Genomic DNA, 19024 nt, shown 5'->3' on the forward strand with positions numbered 1-19024 from the left:
TTTTGTGACCGACCTCCCGCAGATCCCGCGCAGCCTCACCGATCCGGTGCCGGTGTTGGCCATCGGCATCCTCGGCTGGATTATCGCGCTCGTGGTGTTCACAGCGACCGGGGACCGCACCGACGATGCGCTCGCCACGTGTTGGTCCGGCATCGCAGTCGGTGCCGTAGGGTTCGGAATCTTCCTGATGCAGAGAGCGGCGTCACGTCGCGGAAGCAAAACCGCCCAACGCGGCCTCGATTGAGATCAGGATCACGTAAGCCCGGTCACCACACCGCCCCTGAGGTGGGCAAACTAACCCCTCAGCCGGTTGAGTAACACAAAGTTAACGTGGACCATGGGTTATGTCAGATAAAGCAACCTCTTGATCCACGAAAGCCAGGCCATGAAGCTCGTCTCTCAGTACCGCAATCGCCGTAACCACGTCCGCTCGCTCCGCGCCCTCTACGCACGCGCCAACGCTGTCTCCAGCCCGGCCATGCGCGACGAGCTGCTCGTCATCGCCCAGCGCTCGGATTTCTCTCGCTGATCAGCCTGACGGCATAGATCCACCCCAGCCCCCACAGGGCACCGAACACCCAGCCGGCCAGCACGTCCGTGGTCCAATGCGCACCCAGGTAGATCCGAGAGAATCCGATCAGCAGGGACGCGACCACAGGTAACACGAGCAGTACCGGCCGATGCAGCCACGGCGTGGACGATCGCAGCATCACAGCGATCGCCACCGTGGCAAGCACCATCGACATCATCGCGTGGCCGGACGGAAACGAATGGCTCGCAATATCCACCAGCCGCTCCGGAATCGGTGGCCGCTCCCGCGCGAACGCGAATTTGAGCGCATTCATCAGCCCCCACCCGGTGAGCATCGCTCCCGCGACCATCCAGGCGTCGACATTCCGCTTGGACGTCAGCAAAGCTCCCCACGCCGCTGCCGACAACACGAACATCATGAGCGTGTTTCCCACCGTGGTGATGATCCAGAACATCGTCGTGACCCACCCGACTCGATGCTCCACCATCCAGTCCAGGATCACACCGTCAAACCCCACGAGGTCGCTCCCAACTCTGCGAACAATGCACCGTTCCGTCGGCGGTCACCCACCACGGGACTGTTCGATCTCCACTGACAGCTCGCTCGCCGCTCTCGTCACCGGACAGCCGCACCACGAGTTCGCGATGCACCACCACCCCGCCGGACGGCAGCGGCAATCCCATGACCGCACAGGCCGATACAGCCCCGGGTTCCCGGTCCCAGGAGCTGACCCTCCCCGTTCCGAGTACCTCGCCGCTGATCGCCTCCGACGCCGACCTGATGTCGAGCACGTCGGCCAGTACCGCGGCGGTGGCCATATCCGAGAGCACGGCCACCTCCGGTGGTACGACGCTCGCCAGCCACGGGGCATCGATCACCAGCGCATCCGACGCGTCCACGACTGCGCCGCCGAGGGTGCGGACACGATCCGGTGGGTCGATGTCCGACACGTCGATACGCCGCTCCGCCACAGCGGTGGCGATGAGGGTGTGGGTTCGCGTGATCACCGCAGGGGTCGGATTCCGCTGTGGATCCGACAGCGCTCGCAACAGAATTCGAGCAGTGTCGACGCTGTCACAGAACGACGCGCTCAGCACGGCGTGCAACTCGTCGGCACGCGGATGATCCAGCGGATCGAGTAGCCCGGCGAACGTCTCGTCGGACGGTGCCCGAAAGCTGATCGGACGCGAATCATGCAGTCGCGCATGGTGCCCGATCCACCACGCGGTGTAGCCGTCACGATCGGCCAGTGCCGCACGGGTGCTCGGGTCGTCCAACAGTACGGTCAGCGCCTCCGACCAGCCGTCCGATCGAACGAGGTCGAGATCCCGGACCGCGAGGAGTGTGTCCGGCTCCTCGGACAGGCCCGACCACCATGCGGACTCGTCGTCGAGATCGTGATCCGGCCCGGTCGGCAGTTCGTCACGCACCACCGAAAATCCCCACCCGACGCCCACTGCTCGCAGCGCCCGCTCACCGAACCTGTCCACCACCGCAGGCGCGAGCACACCGAACGGTGAATCCTGTATCAGCAGATCTGCCAACGGCGCTCCGGGAAGCAACAATTCGTCGGCATTGCGCAGTTCGCCCCCGTCGTCTTCGAGGGGCAGGCCGCCGAGCCAACCGGGTAGTTCGCCCGCCTCTCCCGCCAACGCGAGCACGGCGGAGACCAGACCGTCGACCTCCTCGCTCTCGTCCCAGTCGAGATCGTCCAGCGCCGCCTCGAGCGCCGGGTCGGTGAGCAGCTCGGTCGCAGTCGCCTCGCGGGCACCCAGCCGCGTCAGCAGCGGACTCACCGCGTCCGGGTGCACCAGCCTCACCCAGGTGACCGCCGCCGAGGCGTCGGAGCCGATCACCGTCGTCCGCGGGCCGGTCACCGTACGACCGTCTGCGAGCGGAACAGGCAGTGCAGCAAGCTCTTCCGCAGCCACACCGTCGACCACGAGTGGGGTCAACGCGTCGAACAGTCGCCGCCACCAACTCGGCTCGCGATCGAGCCCACCGACCATTTCCGCCAGCCTCGCCAACCCGATGCGGTGCACACCCACTGCCGCGAGCGCCGAGGCATACCGCGCACCCGACAGTGATGCGTCGACCGGATTCGGTACGACATCGACCAGCGCCGAGACGAGTTCCTCGGAGGTATCCGCGACGACGTTCGCTCGCTCGGGCACGAGGTCGCGTCCGTCCGCACCGGGAAGCCATGGCGCGCAGGACAATCGACGAAACACGAGTTCACGCAGTGCGCCGTCGACCTCACTGCGAGCGAATCCGACCTCGGGCACGAACGACACCCTGGATGCGGCAGGCAGCGAGGCCACGAAGTCCCCGTACCCGTGCGCTACCGCGTCGAACGAGACACCCGGCAACACGCGTCGCCGATCGGGTTGCATCGGCACATCGGCAATGACCAACGCGGGCAACGACAGTAGCTCGTCCGACCGAGTCGGAGCGCGCAGCACATCGGGCGGAGCGGGAACGGGCAGACCGTCGACAACCGGAGCGAGCCAGCGGGCAGCCGGGGTGGTGAACTGCCGCCAGGTTCGCGCACCGATCGTGATCTCGGAGGATCGGTCGTCCAATTCGATTCTGCTGCAGCCGATCACGACGCCGTCGATCTCGATGGAGTTCAATGCCTCCAGTTCGAGCAGCAGGTCGACGGCCTCGTCCACAAAGCCTGCTGCGACAGAATCCGCCGCTACCTCGGCTCGCAATGTCAACACGATCTCGGTGTCGAAGCCCTCGGCGGGCGAATCTGCGACCGGCCATGCGAGCCGCAGCACCGGCACGCCGGTGTCGGGCAAGGGCAATCCTCGCTCGGCCAGTGCCTCGAGCGTGCGCCGTGCGCTGAACGCCACGCCGCCGTTGCGGGAGCGCACCTCGATCTCGTCGGACACCGATCGCACGGCGGTGAACCCGACCCCGAATTGTCCGACGCCGGGATCCATCGCCCCCTTGGCCGAAGCCCGCAGCGCGGTGAGGGCATGTACGCCCGAGACATCGAGCGCCGCACCGGTATTGGCGACATGCAGAGCGCCGAACCTATCGGTCCACACGGCCAGACGGCCCGGGACGCCGGCACGCTGCGCGGCGTCCGCCGCGTTCTGAGCCAGCTCGGTCAGCAGACGATCGCGGTAGCCCCCGCGCACCAGATCGGACTCGGACGCCGAGTCTTCCCGAAGCCGGGTGGGAGAAGAGCCCCACGCCGCGAGAATCGACTCCCGCAACGACCCGGTGTCGAACGGGTCTATCAGCTCGGAGATGCCGAAGCTTCTTCCTGCGCAGCAACATCGGTGTTGCTCGACGCATCATCGGCGACGGGTTCGGCGTGGTCGGCCGCCACGACCTCGGCAGCCGCCGACTCCTCGGAGGCAGCCGACTCTTCCGGGGCAGCCGAAGCCTCTTCCGTCGTCTCGGCGGTGTCGGTGGTCTCGGCGGTGTCGCTTGTCTCGGTGACAGCAGCAGGCTCGACCGGAGCGACCGGCGAGGCGATGACGTCGAGTGCAGCGTCGTCGTACGGCTCGAATTGCGGCGATCCGGCTCCGGTGGGGAGTTCGGTGTCGGAGTGCGCTCCGCAGCCGTACTCGGCATGCACCACGTGTCCGTCGGCCGCGAACTCGTTGCCGCACACACCGAAAGCGGCGGACAGCGAGCCGGCGATGGGGAGGTAGAAGCCACACAGCCCGCAGGTCGACGGCGCGGCCTTGGCCATCTCGGTATCGGGACCGAAGTCGCCGTCGTGCCAACGCTGGGCGGCGTCGAGGCGTCCTTCGAGGCTGATGACCTTGGTTCGGCCGAGACCGATCTCGCCCGCCACCTCGTCGACGGCAGGGTCACCGGATTCGACGTACCCGGGTACGAGCCGGGGATCGTCCTGGCGCGGAGACAGTAGATCGCCGGGGCCCAGATCACCGGGACGGATGCGCTCGTCCCAGGGCACCCAGGACGGAGCCACGAGGGCATCGGGTCCCGGCAGCAGAACCAGCTCGCTGACCGTGGCGTGATCCGCGTCCTCCGGGGCGGCGACCACAACGGCCCACTGCCATCCGCGATACCCCTCGAGATCGCTGGCGAACCGGTGAGTGGCCGCACTGGCGTCTTCGGCGGTGACCCCGAGGTACTCGCCGATACCGCCCTCTCCCAGGTCGAGCAGAGCCTGCCGCGCGAGGTCCGCGGCATCGGCCAAGACGGGGCGGATGGAATCGAGCTCTGGAGAAGATACGAAACTCACACATTCAGTTTGCCGCATCGACTCGGTGACGCCCAGTTCGGGCTGCCATCATGGGTGCAATGACCGCCCGCGCCCGCACCTTCGTCGCCGCCCTCACCTCGGTACTGGCAGTCGCTGCCTGCTCGTCGACGACGCAGCCGACCCCGGTGACGTCGGACTCGGTTCCGACACTGACCACCGAGGTCGTGCGCGAATACGACCGCGGCAAGGACGCCTTCACCCAGGGCTTCGAGATCGACGGCGACGTGCTCTACGAGGGCACCGGACTGGAAGGATCGTCGTTCGTCAGGCGGACATCGCTCGACACGATGACCGAACTCGACCGCGTCGACCTGCCGTCCGACCTGTTCGGCGAAGGCATCACCGTCGACGGCGACACCCTGTGGCAGATCACCTGGCAGGACGGCGTCGCGATCGCCCGCGACCGAGACACCCTCGCCGAGCAACGTCGAGTGAACTACGACGGCGAAGGCTGGGGGCTGTGCACGCAGGCATCGGCCGACCGCCTCGTGATGAGCGACGGTTCGTCCACCCTCACCTTCCGCGACCCCACGTCGTTCGACGCCGAGGGCACCGTGAACGTCACTCTCGACGGCAATCCGGTGGAGCGTCTGAACGAACTCGAATGCGCCGACGACGGATCGGTGTACGCCAACGTGTGGCAGACGTTCGACATCATGCGCATCGACCCCGAGACCGGCGCGGTGACGGCCGTCATCGACGGCACCCCCCTGTGGAATTCGATGTCGGCCTCTCAACGAGGCGGTGCCGACGTGTTCAACGGCATCGCGCAGATTCCCGGCACCGACCGATTCCTCGTCACCGGCAAATACTGGCCCACGATCTTCGAGGTGCGATTCACCGATACCGCTCCGGTAGGACAGAATTGACACCGTGACCGATCCACGTCTCCCCCACACCCCACCGGGTGCGGACGATTCAGAACAGGATCACTCCGCAGGCTCCGCTCACGCCCCCGAGCAGAACGGTGCTCCTGACCGACCCGGTCACTCCGCAGGCTCCGCTCCTGACACCCTCGAGCACCCCGGTCTGGCGAACTACCCGCCCGCTGTTCCTCTCACGCCCACCCATGTTCCGAGTCGACGTCAGCCGCTGCCGCCGTTGCACCCGCCGCGTACCGAGCAGATCACTGCGGCGCGCGGCAAGGCCGGTGCACGCAAGCCGCCGCCGATGCCCAAGAAGCTGACCGTCACCCGCGTCGCAGCCATGCGCGGACGCGAACTGACCGGTAAGGGAATCGCGTCGTTCCAGCGAGCCGCGAAGGCCGACGGTGCCGACAAGTCCGGTCTCACTGCACTGACCTACGCGACCATGGCCAACTTCGCATCGGATGCAGCGCTGGCGATCGCATTGGCCAACACTCTCTTCTTTTCCGCGGCCACCGGTGAGGACAAGACCAAGGTCGCGCTGTATCTCGTCATCACCATCGCGCCGTTCGCGTTGATCGCGCCGCTCATCGGACCGCTGCTCGACCGATTGCAGCAGGGCCGACGCATCGCGCTCGCCACGTCCTTCGGGCTGCGCACCGTGCTGGCGGTGGTGCTGGTGTTCAACTTCGACAGCTGGGTGCTGTATCCGGCCGCGCTCGGCATGCTCGTCCTCAGCAAGTCCTTTGCGGTGCTCAAGAGCGCGGTGACGCCGCGAGTACTGCCACCGGAGATAGACCTCGTTCGCGTCAACTCCCGTCTGACGGTGTTCGGACTGCTCGGCGGCACCATCGCGGCCGGTGCCGTCGCAGGCGGCATCGCGTTCGTCGCAGGCTCGCCGGGAGCCCTGTGGTTCGTCGCGGCGATCACCGTGCTCGGGGCCTACCTGAGCATGCGCATCCCGTCCTGGGTGGAGATCACCGAGGGCGAGGTGCCCGCAACCCTGAGCTACCACGCAGAGCAGCACGGTGGACACGATTACGCCGGAAGCGGTGCTCCGACCGAGAACCTCCGCCGCACGACCTCGTCCCCGCCGACGTCGAGCAGCACCAAGAACCGCAGACAGCCCCTGGGCCGGGCCGTCATCGTCGGTCTGTGGGGTAACGGCACCATCCGGATTCTCACCGGCTTCCTGACGCTCTACATCGCGTTCGTCGCCAAATCCCGTACCGAACACGAGCCGCTTCAGCAGGCCGCGATGCTCGGACTCGTCGGAGCCGCCGCCGGTCTCGGCAACTTCTCGGGCAACGCGCTCGGTGCCAGGATCAAGCTCGGCCGGCCATCCCTTGTGGTTCTTCGGTGCACGCTCGCCGTCACGGTGGTGGCCGTCGTCGCCGCGATCACCGACAGCCTGCTCACCGCAGCGGTGGCCGCGCTCGTTGCGTCGAGCGCCAGTGCACTCGCCAAGGTCTCCCTCGACGCATCCCTGCAAGCCGACCTGCCGCCGGAGTCGATCGCGTCCGGATTCGGCCGATCGGAAACCGTCATGCAGCTGTGCTGGGTCCTGGGCGGCACGCTCGGCGTGCTGCTCCCCACCGAGTACTGGCTCGGTTTCACCGTGGTCTCGGTGTTGCTTACGATCGGGCTCGTGCAGACATTCCTCACCTACCGCGGCAGATCACTTCTGCCCGGCTTCGGCGGCAACCGCCCCGACCACGTCGAACAAGAAGTGTCCGACGGTTCCTTCGGCGAAAACGTGACCAAGTGAATCTCGCTCCCCGCACCAAGAAGATCGCCGCCCTGACCGCAACGGGTCTGCTCGTCGTCGCCGTCGCGTTCGTCGCGGTGCTCGCCCTGCTGATCGGGAACGCGCCGGAGAAGGAACCGGTCGTCTCCGCATACGCCAACGGCCGGGCCGTCGACGTGGAGCCGTACCTGTACTGCGCCGTCAGCGACCCGCTGTGCACCAATGTCGGAGAGACCACCGAGATTCAGGTCGGCAAGGCCCCTGCGGTGCAGCTCTCGCTCCCCGAGGCCGTCTACTCGGCACCGTGGGTACTCGCCCTGGTCTACGGCGACGACAGCGGAAATGTCGTCGAGGACAGCGCGTTCAACGAACCCGGAACCAGGCTCAGTGTCACGGTGCCCACCACGGACGACAGCGACCGAACCCTGCTCGGAATCGAAATTCGTCTGCCCACCGGCATCATCGACACCGACACCAATCAGGAGGGCTTCGTCAGCCACGCCATCTGGTCGATCGGCACGCGCCCGTAGTCGGTCCCCGAGATCAGCTGTCGAGCTCGCGGGCGACGGCCCGGACCACCTCGGAGATGCGCTGAGCGATCTTGCGGTCCGGGTACTTGCCCTTGCGGAGCTCGGGCTGCACGGTCGCTTCGAGCAACGTGATCATGTCCTCGACCATCCCGTGCAGCTCGTCGGGGGTGTGCTTGCGCTCGACGGGTTCGCGGCGGGGGCTGCCGGTGTTCTGACGCACCGACGGGGCCGGCTCGAGCACCTTCAGGCTCAGTGCCTGCGGTCCGCGACGTCCCGCGGCCATACCGAACTCGACTCGCTGACCGGCTTTGAGGCCCTCGACGCCCTCGGGCAGCGCCGAGGAACGCACGTAGACGTCCTCGCCTTCCTCCTGCGAGAGGAATCCGAATCCCTTGTCGACGTCGTACCACTTCACCTTGCCGGTCGGCACTGAGCTCACCCGTTCATCTGTTGCTGTAGAAAGTTGCGTTGTTCGTGGGACCGATGTTCGGCCCGCACGAGTTTCGCGCCCCACGAGAACGTAGGACGCGAATACGTCAGTCTAGCGCGGTGATCCCGGATAGAGCATTCGAGTTGTTCCCTGCACCGCGCTCTTCACAGTGCCCCGTTTCGCACTACCGTGGTGTACGTGGACACAACGACCCGTAAGAGCAGCACCGCTCTGCTGCGCATCGCGCTGGCCCTGTTCGCGATCGGCCTCGTCGCCATCGTCGCGATCCTCATGTTTCCGATCTTTTCCGACGCCAAGCCCCCACTGGGGCTGTACCTGACGGCCATGTTCTCCGCGCCGACCGGCTTCGTGTTGGCCCTGGTGTACGCGCTGGCATCCGGACGAAGGGCGCGCTGACCATGCGGTTGATACTGAACGTCATCTGGCTGGTGTTCGGCGGCCTGTGGCTGGCGCTGGGCTACTTCCTCGCCGGACTGCTGCTGTGCATCCTGATCGTGACCATTCCGTTCGGCATCGCGTCGTTCCGCATCGGCGTCTACGCGCTGTGGCCGTTCGGGTCGACGATCGTCGACAAGCCGGGATCCGGGTCCGGCGCGCTCGTCGGGAACGTGCTCTGGCTGATCCTCGCCGGGTGGTGGTTGGCACTGACTCATGTGGTCACCGCCGTCGCGATGGCGATCACCATCATCGGCATCCCGTTGGCGATCGCGAACCTGAAGATGATTCCCGTATCCCTGATGCCCCTCGGCAAGGACATCGTTGCCGTTCGGTGACCTTCCGAACCGCTTCCGGTCGATGTGACTTCCATCACATCACGCTCCGGTAACGGGTAGGCAACGGACAGGGGTTCAATGCCCGGCACGTCCACTAGCTGGGCCGACTCGAGAGACCCGAAAGGGGTACGAAATGCGCTCTCGACGACACCTCGAAATCGACAGTTACCAAATAGTGACGTAAGGCGGGAATTTCAGTACGGTCAGCAGCGGCCGGAAAGTTCGGCCGAATTCCGACCCGCAGCGCCAAACCTCGTCCCGCGGGAACCGGAACACCCTCGACGATCACCCAGGGGACGAGGACGGGGGACCCACGTCCTCCACGGACAACCGGGAAGTTGTAGCGACTCACGAAGTCGCACCGACTTCCCTTGGGGTGAAGCCCAATTGCCCACTCGCAGGAGTGAGCGAAAAGGCCGGGCTACCTCTCAGCCCGAACCCGACAGCTGACCTCGCAGGCGCGTGTGGAGAGGATTTCAACTCGTATGAGCGGACGTCATCGCAAGCCGAGCACCACTGGCAAGACCGTCGCAAAGGTCGCTGTCACCGGAGCCATCATGGGCACCGCAAGCATCGCCTTCACCGGCACCGCCAACGCGGCACCGGATTCCGACTGGGACCGACTGGCACAGTGTGAGGCCGGCGGCAACTGGGGCATCAACACCGGTAACGGATTCCAGGGCGGGTTGCAGTTCTCCCCCAGCACCTGGAACGCACACGGCGGCCAGCAGTACGCGGCCACGGCCAACCAGGCCAGCCGCGAAGAGCAGATCGCAGTCGCAGAGAAGGTCCTCGACTCGCAGGGCTGGGGCGCATGGCCGTCCTGCTCCTCGAGCCTCGGACTGAGCAGCGCGCCCACCGAGCGCAGCGTTCCGGTCACCCCCAAGGCACCGGAAGTTCCCGCACTGCCCGACCTGACGTCCATCCCGGCAGTCGACAACTCGGCCGAGGTCGTCGAGGGCATCGTCACCGCCGTCCAGAACATCACCAACGATCCGCAGATCGCCTCGTTCGTGCAGAACGCGGCCCAGGGCATCCAGCTCGATCCGCAGATCGTGAACTTCTACCAGGCCAACAAGGCATTCCTGCCTCAGTAAGCGCCCGCGACGGTTCAGCTCGTACGAAAAAAGCCCCCGACGGATGTCGGGGGCTTTTTCGTGCTCGAGTGCCGCAGCTAACGATTGACCACGGTCACCGGATGGGCATAGGGGAGGTCTTCGACCGGCAGCGGGAACTCCGTGTCTTCGCCGAAGGGTGACAAGCCACCCGAGCGAGCGGACGAGAGTTCGGTCACCGCGTGGTCACCGCGAGCGGTTTCCGGCCAGCCTGGATCGACATAGGGCTTCTTCGACTTGTTCACCATGCGCCTATTTTGACACCTGCCCTGCGGCAAGCACCAGCCCAGGTCTCTAATCTGATAGACGATGACCGACACGACTGCGCACCGACACACCGACACGCCCCCGGATCTGCCTCAGTGGATCGCAGCTCGCAGCGACGCCGAGCTGATCAGGGCCATGTCGCTGCGTCCGGATCTGACCGCGCCGCCGCCCGCATCCCTGGCCGTGCTGGCCGGTCGGGCCGAGCAGCGCCGGTCGATCCTGCACACCGCGGACACCCTCGACACCCTGGCCCTGACGGTGCTCGAGATCCTCGCCGTCGAAGAGGCGTACGAGCGGCCCGTCACCCGCGCCGCGCTGCTGGCCGTGGTCGCCAAACGCGCACCGGCCAAGAGCGTGGACAAGGCACTGGCCCAGCTGCGCGAACGCCTGCTGGTGTGGGGCGACGCAGCCGGTTTCCGGATCGGCGCCACAGCGGCGGACGCGGTGCCGTGGCGCATCGGCCGCGCTCTCGACCCGGTGGACAACCTCACCGAATCACACATCACCGCGGCCCTCGCCGAACTCGGTGACGGCGAACGCAGTCTTCTCGAGACCCTCGCCAGATCGTCCCCGACCGGCCGTACCCGCGACGCCGCACCGGGCACGCCGCCGGATCGACCCGTCCAGAAGCTGCTCGCCGCAGGCCTACTGATCTGGTTGGACGAGCAAACCGTCGAGCTTCCCGTCCAGGTCGGGCAGATCCTGCGCGGCGAACCGATGTCGGACCCACGCTCGCTCGCCGAACCCAAGCTCGCCACCGGCACGTATTCGCTCGCCGATGTCGACGCCGCTGCCGCAGGAGAGGCACTCGAGCTGGGTCGGCACTGCGTCGCAGTGATCGAGGCACTGTCCGCTTCTCCTGCACCCGCTCTCAAGGCCGGCGGCCTCGGAGTGCGCGAGCTCCGCAAGATCAGCAAGGCAACCGGCCTCGACGACGACCGAGTGAGTGTCCTCGTCGAGTTGCTGGCGGCCGCCCATCTCATCTCGAGCGGAACACCGGACCCGGTTCCTGCGTCCGACAACGGCGACGACTACTGGGCGCCGACCCCTGCCGTCGACGCATGGCTCACCGCAGCCCCGGCGGCCCGCTGGCACACCCTCGCCTCCGCTTGGCTCGAAGTGCCGCGGGCACCGTGGGTCATCGGGATGCGTGACCCCAACGACAAGCCCATCGCCGCCCTGTCCGAGGAAGTCCGCTCTCCTGCCGCACCGCGGGATCGACGCATGATCCTGGAATTGCTCGCCGAACTCGGCAGTGGGCACGCAGCGCAGCCCGCCGACCTCGCCCGCACCCTGGCGTGGCGTCGACCCCGGTGGTCGGGGCGCTTCGGCGTCACGCCCGTCGGACATGTCCTCGCCGAGGCAACGGCTCTCGGCATCGTCGCCCGTGGGGCGATCTCGACCCCGGGCCGCTCCCTGCTGCACGACGGCAATGCCGAGGCCGACATGCGTGCGGCCCTGCCCGAGCCCATCGACTACGTCCTGGTGCAAGCCGATCTCACGCTGGTGGCACCCGGCCCGCTCGAGCCGGACCTGCAGGATCGAATCGAACTGGTCGCCGATGTGGAATCCGCGGGCGCAGCCACGATGTACCGGATCAGCGACACCAGCCTGCGCCGCGCTCTCGATGTGGGACTGAGCGCCTCCGAGCTGCACACGTTGTTCGCCACCCACTCGCGCACGCCGGTGCCCCAGGCCTTGACCTATCTGATCGACGACGTGGCTCGTCGGCACGGCCGGCTACGAGCAGGCGTCGCCGCGTCGTTCGTTCGATGCGAGGATCCGGCATTGCTGGCCGAGGTGATGTCGTCCCCGGCGGCCGAATCGCTGGTCCTGAGAGCGCTGGCTCCGACCGTCGCGATCTCCCAGGCCCCGCTCGCCGAAGTGCTCACGGTCCTGGCCGGAGCCGGGTTTGCGCCTGCGGGCGAGGACTCGTCCGGCACCATCGTCGATCTGCGATCCCGCGGGTCGCGGGTATCGGCGAGGCGGCCACGCCAGGCGTTCCGCACTCCGGCCGTCCCCACCGAGGAACAGCTGGGTTCGTTGGTGCGCGGGATGCGCGCTGCCGACAGAGCAGCAGGCAACGGCGGCGCAGTGGTGCGGGCCGACGGATCTCGGGCCAGCAGCACCGCGACGATGACGCTGCTGCAGACCGCGGCGAAGGTCAAACGGAGCGTGAGCATCGGCTACGTCGATGCCCAGGGCGTGGCGACCCATCGCATCGTCGATCCGATCAGCATCGGCGGCGGCCAACTCGACGCGTTCGACCCCGCCACCGGTGGGGTTCGGCGCTTCACGCTGCACCGGATCACCTCGGTCGCGTTGGTCGAGTAGACCGGGCTCACGTGCACGCACGCCCCTACCTGTGGACAATGGAGAAGTTGCGCTCTTTCGGGCGCAGCAGATGTCTCTAGGAGGAACCCGTGACCGACGGCCCGCTGATCGTCCAGTCCGACAAAACGCTGTTGCTCGAGGTCGATCACGAACTCGCGGGTGCAGCGCGGGCGGCCATCGCACCGTTCGCGGAGCTCGAACGTGCCCCCGAGCACGTGCACACCTATCGCATCACCCCGCTGGCACTGTGGAACGCACGTGCCGCAGGCCACGACGCCGAGCAGGTGGTCGACGCGCTGGTGAACTTCTCGCGTTACGCGGTACCGCAACCGCTGCTGGTCGACATCGTCGACACCATGGCGCGCTACGGCCGGTTGCAGTTGGTCAAGAGCCCGATACACGGTCTGGTCCTGATCAGCCTCGACCGCGCAGTGCTCACAGAGGTGATGCGCCACAAGAAGATTGCGCCCATGCTCGGCGCGATGGTCGACGAGGACACGGTGATCGTGCATCCGAGCGAACGCGGCCACGTGAAGCAGATGTTGCTCAAGATCGGCTGGCCTGCCGAGGACCTCGCCGGCTACGTCGACGGAGAAGCCCACCCCATCGAGCTCGACACCGAGGGCGGCAACTGGACGCTGCGTGACTACCAGGAGATGGCGGCCGATTCGTTCTGGGCCGGCGGCTCGGGCGTCGTCGTACTGCCCTGTGGCGCGGGCAAGACGATGGTCGGCGCAGCAGCGATGGCCAGAGCCAAGGCGACCACGCTGATTCTGGTCACCAACACCGTCGCCGGTCGGCAGTGGAAACGCGAACTCATCGCACGCACCTCGCTCACCGAGGAGGAGATCGGCGAGTATTCGGGAGAGCGCAAAGAGATTCGCCCTGTGACAATAGCCACGTATCAGGTGATCACGCGTCGTACCAAGGGTGAGTACAAGCACCTCGAGCTCTTCGATTCCCGCGACTGGGGATTGGTGATCTACGACGAGGTGCATCTGCTCCCCGCGCCGGTGTTCCGGATGACGGCCGATCTGCAGTCGCGTCGACGCCTCGGCCTCACCGCGACGCTCGTCCGCGAGGACGGCCGCGAGGGCGACGTCTTCTCGCTGATCGGGCCCAAGCGCTACGACGCGCCGTGGAAGGACATCGAGGCACAGGGCTGGATCGCCCCGGCCGAGTGCATCGAGGTTCGCGTCACCCTCACCGATGCCGAGCGCATGTCGTACGCGGTCGCCGAGCCCGAGGAGCGCTACAAGCTGTGTTCGACGGCGCACACGAAGATCGCCGTCGTGAAGTCGATTCTCGCCAAACACCAGGACGCTCCGACGTTGGTCATCGGTGCGTACCTCGACCAGCTGAACGAGCTCGGTGAAGCGCTGAACGCTCCGGTCATTCAGGGCTCGACCAAGAACAAGGAACGTGAAGTGCTGTTCGACGCGTTCCGCAAGGGCGAGATCCAGACGCTCGTGGTGAGCAAGGTGGCGAACTTCTCGATCGACCTTCCGGAAGCCTCCGTTGCAGTGCAGGTTTCGGGAACGTTCGGCTCCAGGCAGGAAGAGGCTCAGCGCCTCGGCCGTCTGCTCCGACCGAAGCACGACGGCGGTCAGGCACACTTCTACTCGGTGGTCTCCCGCGACACCCTCGATGCCGAGTACGCAGCCCACCGTCAGCGTTTCCTCGCCGAACAGGGCTACGCCTACCGCATCACCGACGCGGACGATCTGCTCGGTCCGGCGATCTGAGACTTCGGGTCGGCTCGGTGCCGTGCTAGGAATACCTGTGTGCGCAAGTTCGAGTTCCCTGTAGACGTAGCCCACGCGAAGTCGGTCAACGAGACGTTCACCGAGCTTCGCCGGTTGCGGGCATCCGCAGCTCTCACCGCGGTGTTCCTGATCGCGCTGGGAGCGTGGTTCATCTGGATCGCGGCCCCGTGGTCGTACATCCTCGGCGTGGTGTTCCTGATCGGCGCGGCCACCTCGCTCTGGGTGATGCTGTGGGCGCCCCGAAAGATGGGTTCCATCGAATCGCAATATGCTGCAGGCGATCTGGTGCCGGCGGTGGTGGCCGAGAAGCTACCGAGTGGAGCAATACTGCTGGCCCTGGTCGATATCGCGAAGCCGGAGGTCGACGAGCCGCACTTCGTGTTGATCACCCGCGTCGTGCGGTCGCTTCCCGGACACGCCGTCGAGCGGGGCGCACAGGTGCCCGCGGTGTCGGTTCTCGCGGACCGTGGCCGAAACACCGGCGGTCGAACGTGGCAGTTGGCCTCGGCGATGCCCATCGCATGGGGAACCACCGATCCGGCAGTCATCACACGCGCCGTCGAGGAGATCACCGAGGGTGAGTGGGCGTTGCTGCACGCCAACATCGGCCTGTCGGAGAAGGTCCGCACGGCCAAGAACCAACAGTTGCTCATCGATCCTGCGGATCTTCCCGACGACCTGCGCTAGAGCCTGCAGCAACGACCTAAGCCAGTGCGGCGATCACTTCCCGCTCGAAGAGTTCGATGCCGGAGCGGTCGTAGGCCGCTTCGGGGAAATAGAAGATGCCGTACGTCATCCCTCGGTCCTGCAGCGCCGTCAGGTTTTCGACGATCTGCTCAGGAGTTCCCACTGCGGGCATGCCGCGGTACGCATCGAGTGCGCTGTGCGCCTTCTCGGCACCCACGTACTCGGTCAGGCGAGCTTCGAGGGCGCGCAGTCTGTCTTCCACCTCGGCCTCGGTCGCGCCGATGGCGACGTTGTAGTTCGCCGAACGGACGATGGCATCGAAATCGGTACCCACGGTCGCGCAATGCTCGCGCAGCAGAGCAGATTTCGTGGCGAATCCGGTGGGGGTTCCGTCGAAGTTGGTGTAGTTCGCGTACTTCGCGGCGATCTTCAGAGTCACCTTCTCGCCGCCGCCCGCGATCCACAGCGGAATGCCTCCCTCCTGCAACGGTAGGGGTCGCACCACGGCACCGTCGATCTCGTAGTACTTGCCGTCGAGGAACACCTCTCCGGCCGTCCATGCCTGCTTGAAGATCTGCACACCCTCGTCGAGCCTGCCCAATCGTTCTCCGGCAGAGGGGAACCCGTAGCCGTAGGCGCGGAACTCGTGCTCGTGCCAGCCGCCTCCGATGCCCATCTCGACGCGGCCGCCGGAGATGATGTCGACGGTGGCAGCAACTTTGGCGAGGTAGGCCGGGTTGCGGTACGCCATCGCCGTGCACATCTGTCCCAGCCTGATGCGTGACGTGGATGCGGCCAAGGCGGACATCAGCGACCAGGCCTCGTGCGTCGCCTCGTCGGTCGCGGTCGGAACGGTGTGGAAGTGGTCGTAGACCCACAGAGATTCCCACGGACCGGCCTCGGCGGCGAGCGCGTGATCGCGCATCGCACTCCAGTGCCGGGCAGGGTCGATACCGACGAGATCGAGACGCCACCCCTGTGGCACGAACAATCCGAATCGCATGACAGGCACAGTACAGACGCAGGGCGAAGGACCGGTTCCGGTCTGTGAACTACGCTGCAGGAATGTCCGAGTTGTTCCCCTCGCGCACAGTGGCACGGTTGCGCCCGTTCGCATCGACGATCTTCGCCGAGATGACCGCTCTCGCCGTCGAGAAGAATGCCGTCAACCTCGGGCAGGGCTTCCCCGACACCGACGGCCCACCGGCCATGCTCGAGGCCGCGCGTGAGGCCATCGCCAGCGGCCTCAACCAGTACTCCCCCGGCCCCGGCATGCCGGTGCTGCGCGCTGCCATCGCCGACGACAGGGCGGCCAGATTCGGTCAGAGCTACGACCCCGATTCTCAGATACTCGTTACCGTCGGTGCCACCGAGGCGATCTCGGCGTCCCTCCTCGGTCTGATCGAGCCAGGCGACGACGTCCTGTTGATCGAGCCGTTCTACGACTCCTACGCGGCCGCCATCGCTCTGGCCGGTGCCACCAGGACCGCCGTGTCGCTCGTCGCCGACGGCAACGGGTGGACCGTCGACACCGACGCCCTCGAACGCGCCGTCGGGCCCCGAACACGCATGCTGATCGTCAATTCCCCGCACAACCCCACCGGCACGGTCTTCGACCGCGACACCATGATCCGCATCGCCGACATCGCGGTGGCACACGATCTGTTGGTCCTCACCGACGAGGTCTACGAGCACCTCGTCTTCGACGGCCGCGTGCACACCCCGATCGCGACACTGCCCGGAATGTTCGAGCGCACCGTCACCGTGTCGAGTGCCGCGAAGACCTTCAATGCCACCGGATGGAAGACGGGCTGGGCGCTCGGCCCTTCCCGATTGATCGACGCCGTCCGCGCCGCCAAACAGTTCATGAGCTTCGTGGGCGGCACTCCGTTCCAGCCGGCCGTGGCCTACGCATTGGAGCACGAGCAGGCGTGGATATCGGCGATGCGCGACGGCCTGCAACGCAAACGAGACACGCTCTCGGACGCTCTCGCCGCCGCGGGAGCGGATGTGAAGTACAGCGCGGGAACGTATTTCGTCTGTGCCGACATCGCACCGATCGGGCATGGTGACGCCTACGAGTTCTGCCGTGCCCTACCGGATCTGGTGGGCGTCGCCGCCGTTCCGGTCACGGCGTTCGTGGACGAGCCCGCTCCCTGGAAATCGTTGGTGCGCTTTGCTTTCTGCAAACAGGACGAGGTACTCGCCGACGCGGCCGAGAGGCTACGGAAGTTGTGACTCCGCAACCGACGATCCCGGCGTACTTCGTGAGGCAGGCCGTCGACCTCGCGACGAAGAGCGGAGTGGACCTGACCTACCCACTGTCGATGGCCGGCATCGGAGCCACCATCCTCGACAATCCGACGGAGCGTCTGACCACTCGGCAGGTCACCGCGTTCACCCAGGCCGTCTGGACGATGACCGGCGACGAACTGTTCGGTCTCGCCGCAGTACCGGTGCGCCGCGGGAGCTTTCGCGTGGTGTGCCAGACACTCATACACACCGAGAACCTGTGGGCTGCACTGATTCGAATGTCCGAGACCATGCGGGTACTGATACCGGTGCGCCCCATGACGATCGATCGAACCGAAGAATCCACGGTCTTGACCGTGCACGTCACCCCCACCACCCATCTGAGCCCGGAAGGCAACCAGCTCGCCGAGCGACTGCTGACCGACTTCCTGTTGATTCTGTTGCACCGATTCGCGGCGTGGCTCATCGGTAGCCGGGTCAAGCTTCTGTCGGTGCAACTGCCCTACGCGCTGCCGGGACCCGAGGCGGGAAAGATGTACGACGCCATCTTCGGAACCCACGTGGAGTTCGGAACCGAGCTCGCCACACTGGAATTCGACAGCGCGGTGATGCGGGCACCGATCGTGCAGACCGAGGCGAGTCTGGCGGAGTATCTCGCGGAGTCGCCCAATCTGCTGTTCTCGTCCCGGGATTACGACAGCACTGCGTCGAGCCAGGTTCGCCGCGCCCTGGAAACCGGATTCAAAGGTGGCGCACCGGGAACCGACGAGATCGCGGCAATGCTGAACATCAGCCCACCGCACCTGCGACGAATCCTTCGGCAGGAGGGCACCTCCATCAACCAACTGCGCGAAGAGGTGCTGCGCGACGCAGCCATCTCCGGGCTCAGCCGCGGAGACAGCGTCGACGACATCTCTGCCCGGTTGGGCTTCTCCGAGCCCAGCGCGTTCCGCCGAGCCTTCAAGCGTTGGACCGGTCAGACCCCCGGCGCATATCGTCTCAGCTGACGCAGAACTCGTTGCCCTCGGGATCGGTCATCGTGATCCAGACACTGGGGCCCTGATGTCCTCGATGCAGCACCGACGCACCCCGTGCTTCCAGTTGCGTGACCACCGATTCACGCTCGTCGCCGACGCGGATGTCGAGGTGCAACCGATTCTTCACCGATTTCGGCTCGGCCACCGACTGGAACAGCACCCGTGGGCTGCCGGGTGACTCGGGATCGACGATCGCCGCGCCCGCCTGCCACACCAGAACGCCCTCGAACGTGATCGTGTCCTCTTCGCGGGCATGGCCGGCAGCGACCATCTCACGGATGAAGTCCTCGTTGCTGGGTTCGACCTGCCAGCCCAGAGTCTGCGCCCACCATTTCGCCAGCGCATGCGGGTTCGCACTGTCGACGACGACCTGAAATCGATATCCCATGACGGCACGCTACCGCCGTTCGCTGG

Annotated in this window: 20 protein-coding genes and 1 riboswitch; of the genes, 13 read left to right on the forward strand and 7 right to left on the reverse strand. The window is 66.2% G+C overall.

Annotated elements, in window-relative coordinates; genetic code table 11:
• Nucleotides 1–4: 4 nt before the first annotated feature.
• On the forward strand, nucleotides 5–244 hold the full coding sequence (locus CH302_RS14645) for a DUF2530 domain-containing protein (protein ID WP_037187412.1): 240 nt from the start codon (nucleotides 5–7) through the stop codon (nucleotides 242–244).
• Nucleotides 245–385: 141 nt separating this feature from the next.
• Entirely contained in the window at nucleotides 386–529 is a 144-nt protein-coding gene (locus CH302_RS30085; RefSeq protein ID WP_155289340.1) for a hypothetical protein, read from the forward strand.
• Here the strand turns inward: CH302_RS30085 and CH302_RS14650 are convergent.
• The 3 genes from CH302_RS14650 to CH302_RS14660 are packed head-to-tail and all read right to left on the reverse strand — an operon-like array spanning nucleotide 498 to nucleotide 4781.
• Nucleotides 498–1049, reverse strand: a complete 552-nt coding sequence (locus CH302_RS14650) for a phosphatase PAP2 family protein (protein ID WP_176460709.1) — start codon at nucleotides 1047–1049, stop codon at nucleotides 498–500. The genes CH302_RS30085 and CH302_RS14650 overlap by 32 nt on opposite strands.
• Nucleotides 1039–3759 (reverse strand): sacsin N-terminal ATP-binding-like domain-containing protein, encoded by a 2721-nt coding sequence (locus CH302_RS14655; RefSeq protein WP_230596142.1) that lies wholly within the window; start codon nucleotides 3757–3759, stop codon nucleotides 1039–1041. Before CH302_RS14655 ends, CH302_RS14650 begins: the two co-directional genes overlap by 11 nt.
• 23 nt (nucleotides 3760–3782) lie before the next feature.
• Nucleotides 3783–4781 carry a DUF3027 domain-containing protein gene (locus CH302_RS14660; RefSeq protein ID WP_082323470.1) on the reverse strand — a complete coding sequence of 333 codons (999 nt, stop codon included), beginning with the start codon at nucleotides 4779–4781 and terminating at the stop codon, nucleotides 3783–3785.
• A 41-nt stretch (nucleotides 4782–4822) separates the two neighbouring features.
• On the opposite strand from CH302_RS14660, the gene CH302_RS14665 reads away from it, so the two are divergent.
• Genes CH302_RS14665 through CH302_RS14675 form a run of 3 tightly spaced genes read left to right on the forward strand, consistent with a single transcriptional unit; the run spans nucleotide 4823 to nucleotide 7927 of the window.
• Nucleotides 4823–5653 carry a glutaminyl-peptide cyclotransferase gene (locus CH302_RS14665; RefSeq protein ID WP_037188792.1) on the forward strand — a complete coding sequence of 277 codons (831 nt, stop codon included), beginning with the start codon at nucleotides 4823–4825 and terminating at the stop codon, nucleotides 5651–5653.
• Between the two features lie 4 nt (nucleotides 5654–5657).
• Nucleotides 5658–7418, forward strand: coding sequence for an MFS transporter (locus CH302_RS14670; RefSeq protein WP_196250534.1), 1761 nt, complete (start codon nucleotides 5658–5660; stop codon nucleotides 7416–7418).
• Nucleotides 7415–7927 (forward strand): DUF2771 domain-containing protein, encoded by a 513-nt coding sequence (locus tag CH302_RS14675; RefSeq protein ID WP_037187417.1) that lies wholly within the window; start codon nucleotides 7415–7417, stop codon nucleotides 7925–7927. The genes CH302_RS14670 and CH302_RS14675 overlap by 4 nt, the downstream gene beginning before the upstream one ends.
• A gap of 13 nt (nucleotides 7928–7940) precedes the next feature.
• Here the strand turns inward: CH302_RS14675 and CH302_RS14680 are convergent, their stop codons facing one another.
• The gene (locus tag CH302_RS14680) at nucleotides 7941–8357 is read right to left on the reverse strand and encodes a cold-shock protein (protein WP_170945744.1); all 417 of its coding nucleotides are present in this window, start codon (nucleotides 8355–8357) and stop codon (nucleotides 7941–7943) included.
• 198 nt (nucleotides 8358–8555) lie between these two features.
• Between CH302_RS14680 and CH302_RS14685 the strand changes: the two genes are divergently transcribed.
• The 3 genes from CH302_RS14685 to CH302_RS14695 all read left to right on the forward strand — a co-directional run bounded on the left by CH302_RS14685 (nucleotide 8556) and on the right by CH302_RS14695 (nucleotide 10248).
• A complete protein-coding gene (locus tag CH302_RS14685) occupies nucleotides 8556–8774 on the forward strand; it encodes a hypothetical protein (protein WP_037188795.1) in 219 nt (72 codons plus the stop codon).
• Nucleotides 8775–8776: 2 nt separating this feature from the next.
• Nucleotides 8777–9151, forward strand: a complete 375-nt coding sequence (locus CH302_RS14690; RefSeq protein ID WP_037187421.1) for a YccF domain-containing protein — start codon at nucleotides 8777–8779, stop codon at nucleotides 9149–9151.
• Nucleotides 9152–9427: 276 nt separating this feature from the next.
• A riboswitch (cyclic di-AMP (ydaO/yuaA leader) is annotated at nucleotides 9428–9628 on the forward strand.
• Between the two features lie 8 nt (nucleotides 9629–9636).
• The gene (locus CH302_RS14695; RefSeq protein ID WP_037187423.1) at nucleotides 9637–10248 is read left to right on the forward strand and encodes a transglycosylase family protein; all 612 of its coding nucleotides are present in this window, start codon (nucleotides 9637–9639) and stop codon (nucleotides 10246–10248) included.
• Nucleotides 10249–10325: 77 nt separating this feature from the next.
• On the opposite strand, the gene CH302_RS14700 is transcribed toward CH302_RS14695, so the two are convergent.
• Entirely contained in the window at nucleotides 10326–10514 is a 189-nt protein-coding gene (locus tag CH302_RS14700; protein ID WP_008719333.1) for a hypothetical protein, read from the reverse strand.
• A 61-nt stretch (nucleotides 10515–10575) separates the two neighbouring features.
• On the opposite strand from CH302_RS14700, the gene CH302_RS14705 reads away from it, so the two are divergent.
• The 3 genes from CH302_RS14705 (at nucleotide 10576) to CH302_RS14715 (ending at nucleotide 15320) form a co-directional block, all read left to right on the forward strand.
• Nucleotides 10576–12867: a helicase-associated domain-containing protein gene (locus CH302_RS14705; RefSeq protein ID WP_037187425.1), complete on the forward strand. Its 2292-nt coding sequence runs from the start codon at nucleotides 10576–10578 to the stop codon at nucleotides 12865–12867.
• Between the two features lie 89 nt (nucleotides 12868–12956).
• The gene (locus CH302_RS14710; protein WP_037187427.1) at nucleotides 12957–14612 is read left to right on the forward strand and encodes a DNA repair helicase XPB; all 1656 of its coding nucleotides are present in this window, start codon (nucleotides 12957–12959) and stop codon (nucleotides 14610–14612) included.
• Between the two features lie 39 nt (nucleotides 14613–14651).
• Complete coding sequence (locus CH302_RS14715) at nucleotides 14652–15320, forward strand: DUF3239 domain-containing protein (protein ID WP_037187429.1); 669 nt, start codon at nucleotides 14652–14654, stop codon at nucleotides 15318–15320.
• A 16-nt stretch (nucleotides 15321–15336) separates the two neighbouring features.
• Here CH302_RS14715 and CH302_RS14720 read toward each other — a convergent pair whose 3' ends face one another.
• Entirely contained in the window at nucleotides 15337–16323 is a 987-nt protein-coding gene (locus CH302_RS14720) for an LLM class F420-dependent oxidoreductase (RefSeq protein WP_037187432.1), read from the reverse strand.
• 62 nt (nucleotides 16324–16385) lie between these two features.
• Here CH302_RS14720 and CH302_RS14725 point away from each other — a divergent pair, with 62 nt between their 5' ends.
• Nucleotides 16386–17558, forward strand: a complete 1173-nt coding sequence (locus CH302_RS14725) for a pyridoxal phosphate-dependent aminotransferase (protein WP_037187434.1) — start codon at nucleotides 16386–16388, stop codon at nucleotides 17556–17558.
• A complete protein-coding gene (locus tag CH302_RS14730) occupies nucleotides 17555–18580 on the forward strand; it encodes an AraC family transcriptional regulator (RefSeq protein ID WP_037187437.1) in 1026 nt (341 codons plus the stop codon). The genes CH302_RS14725 and CH302_RS14730 overlap by 4 nt, the downstream gene beginning before the upstream one ends.
• On the opposite strand, the gene CH302_RS14735 is transcribed toward CH302_RS14730, so the two are convergent.
• Nucleotides 18573–18998 (reverse strand): VOC family protein, encoded by a 426-nt coding sequence (locus tag CH302_RS14735; RefSeq protein WP_037187439.1) that lies wholly within the window; start codon nucleotides 18996–18998, stop codon nucleotides 18573–18575. The two genes, CH302_RS14730 and CH302_RS14735, sit on opposite strands and share 8 nt — an antisense overlap.
• Between the last annotated feature and the right edge of the window lie 26 nt (nucleotides 18999–19024).

It is taken from the genome of Rhodococcus sp. 15-2388-1-1a, assembly GCF_002259145.1.
Classification (GTDB): Bacteria; Actinomycetota; Actinomycetes; order Mycobacteriales; family Mycobacteriaceae; genus Rhodococcoides.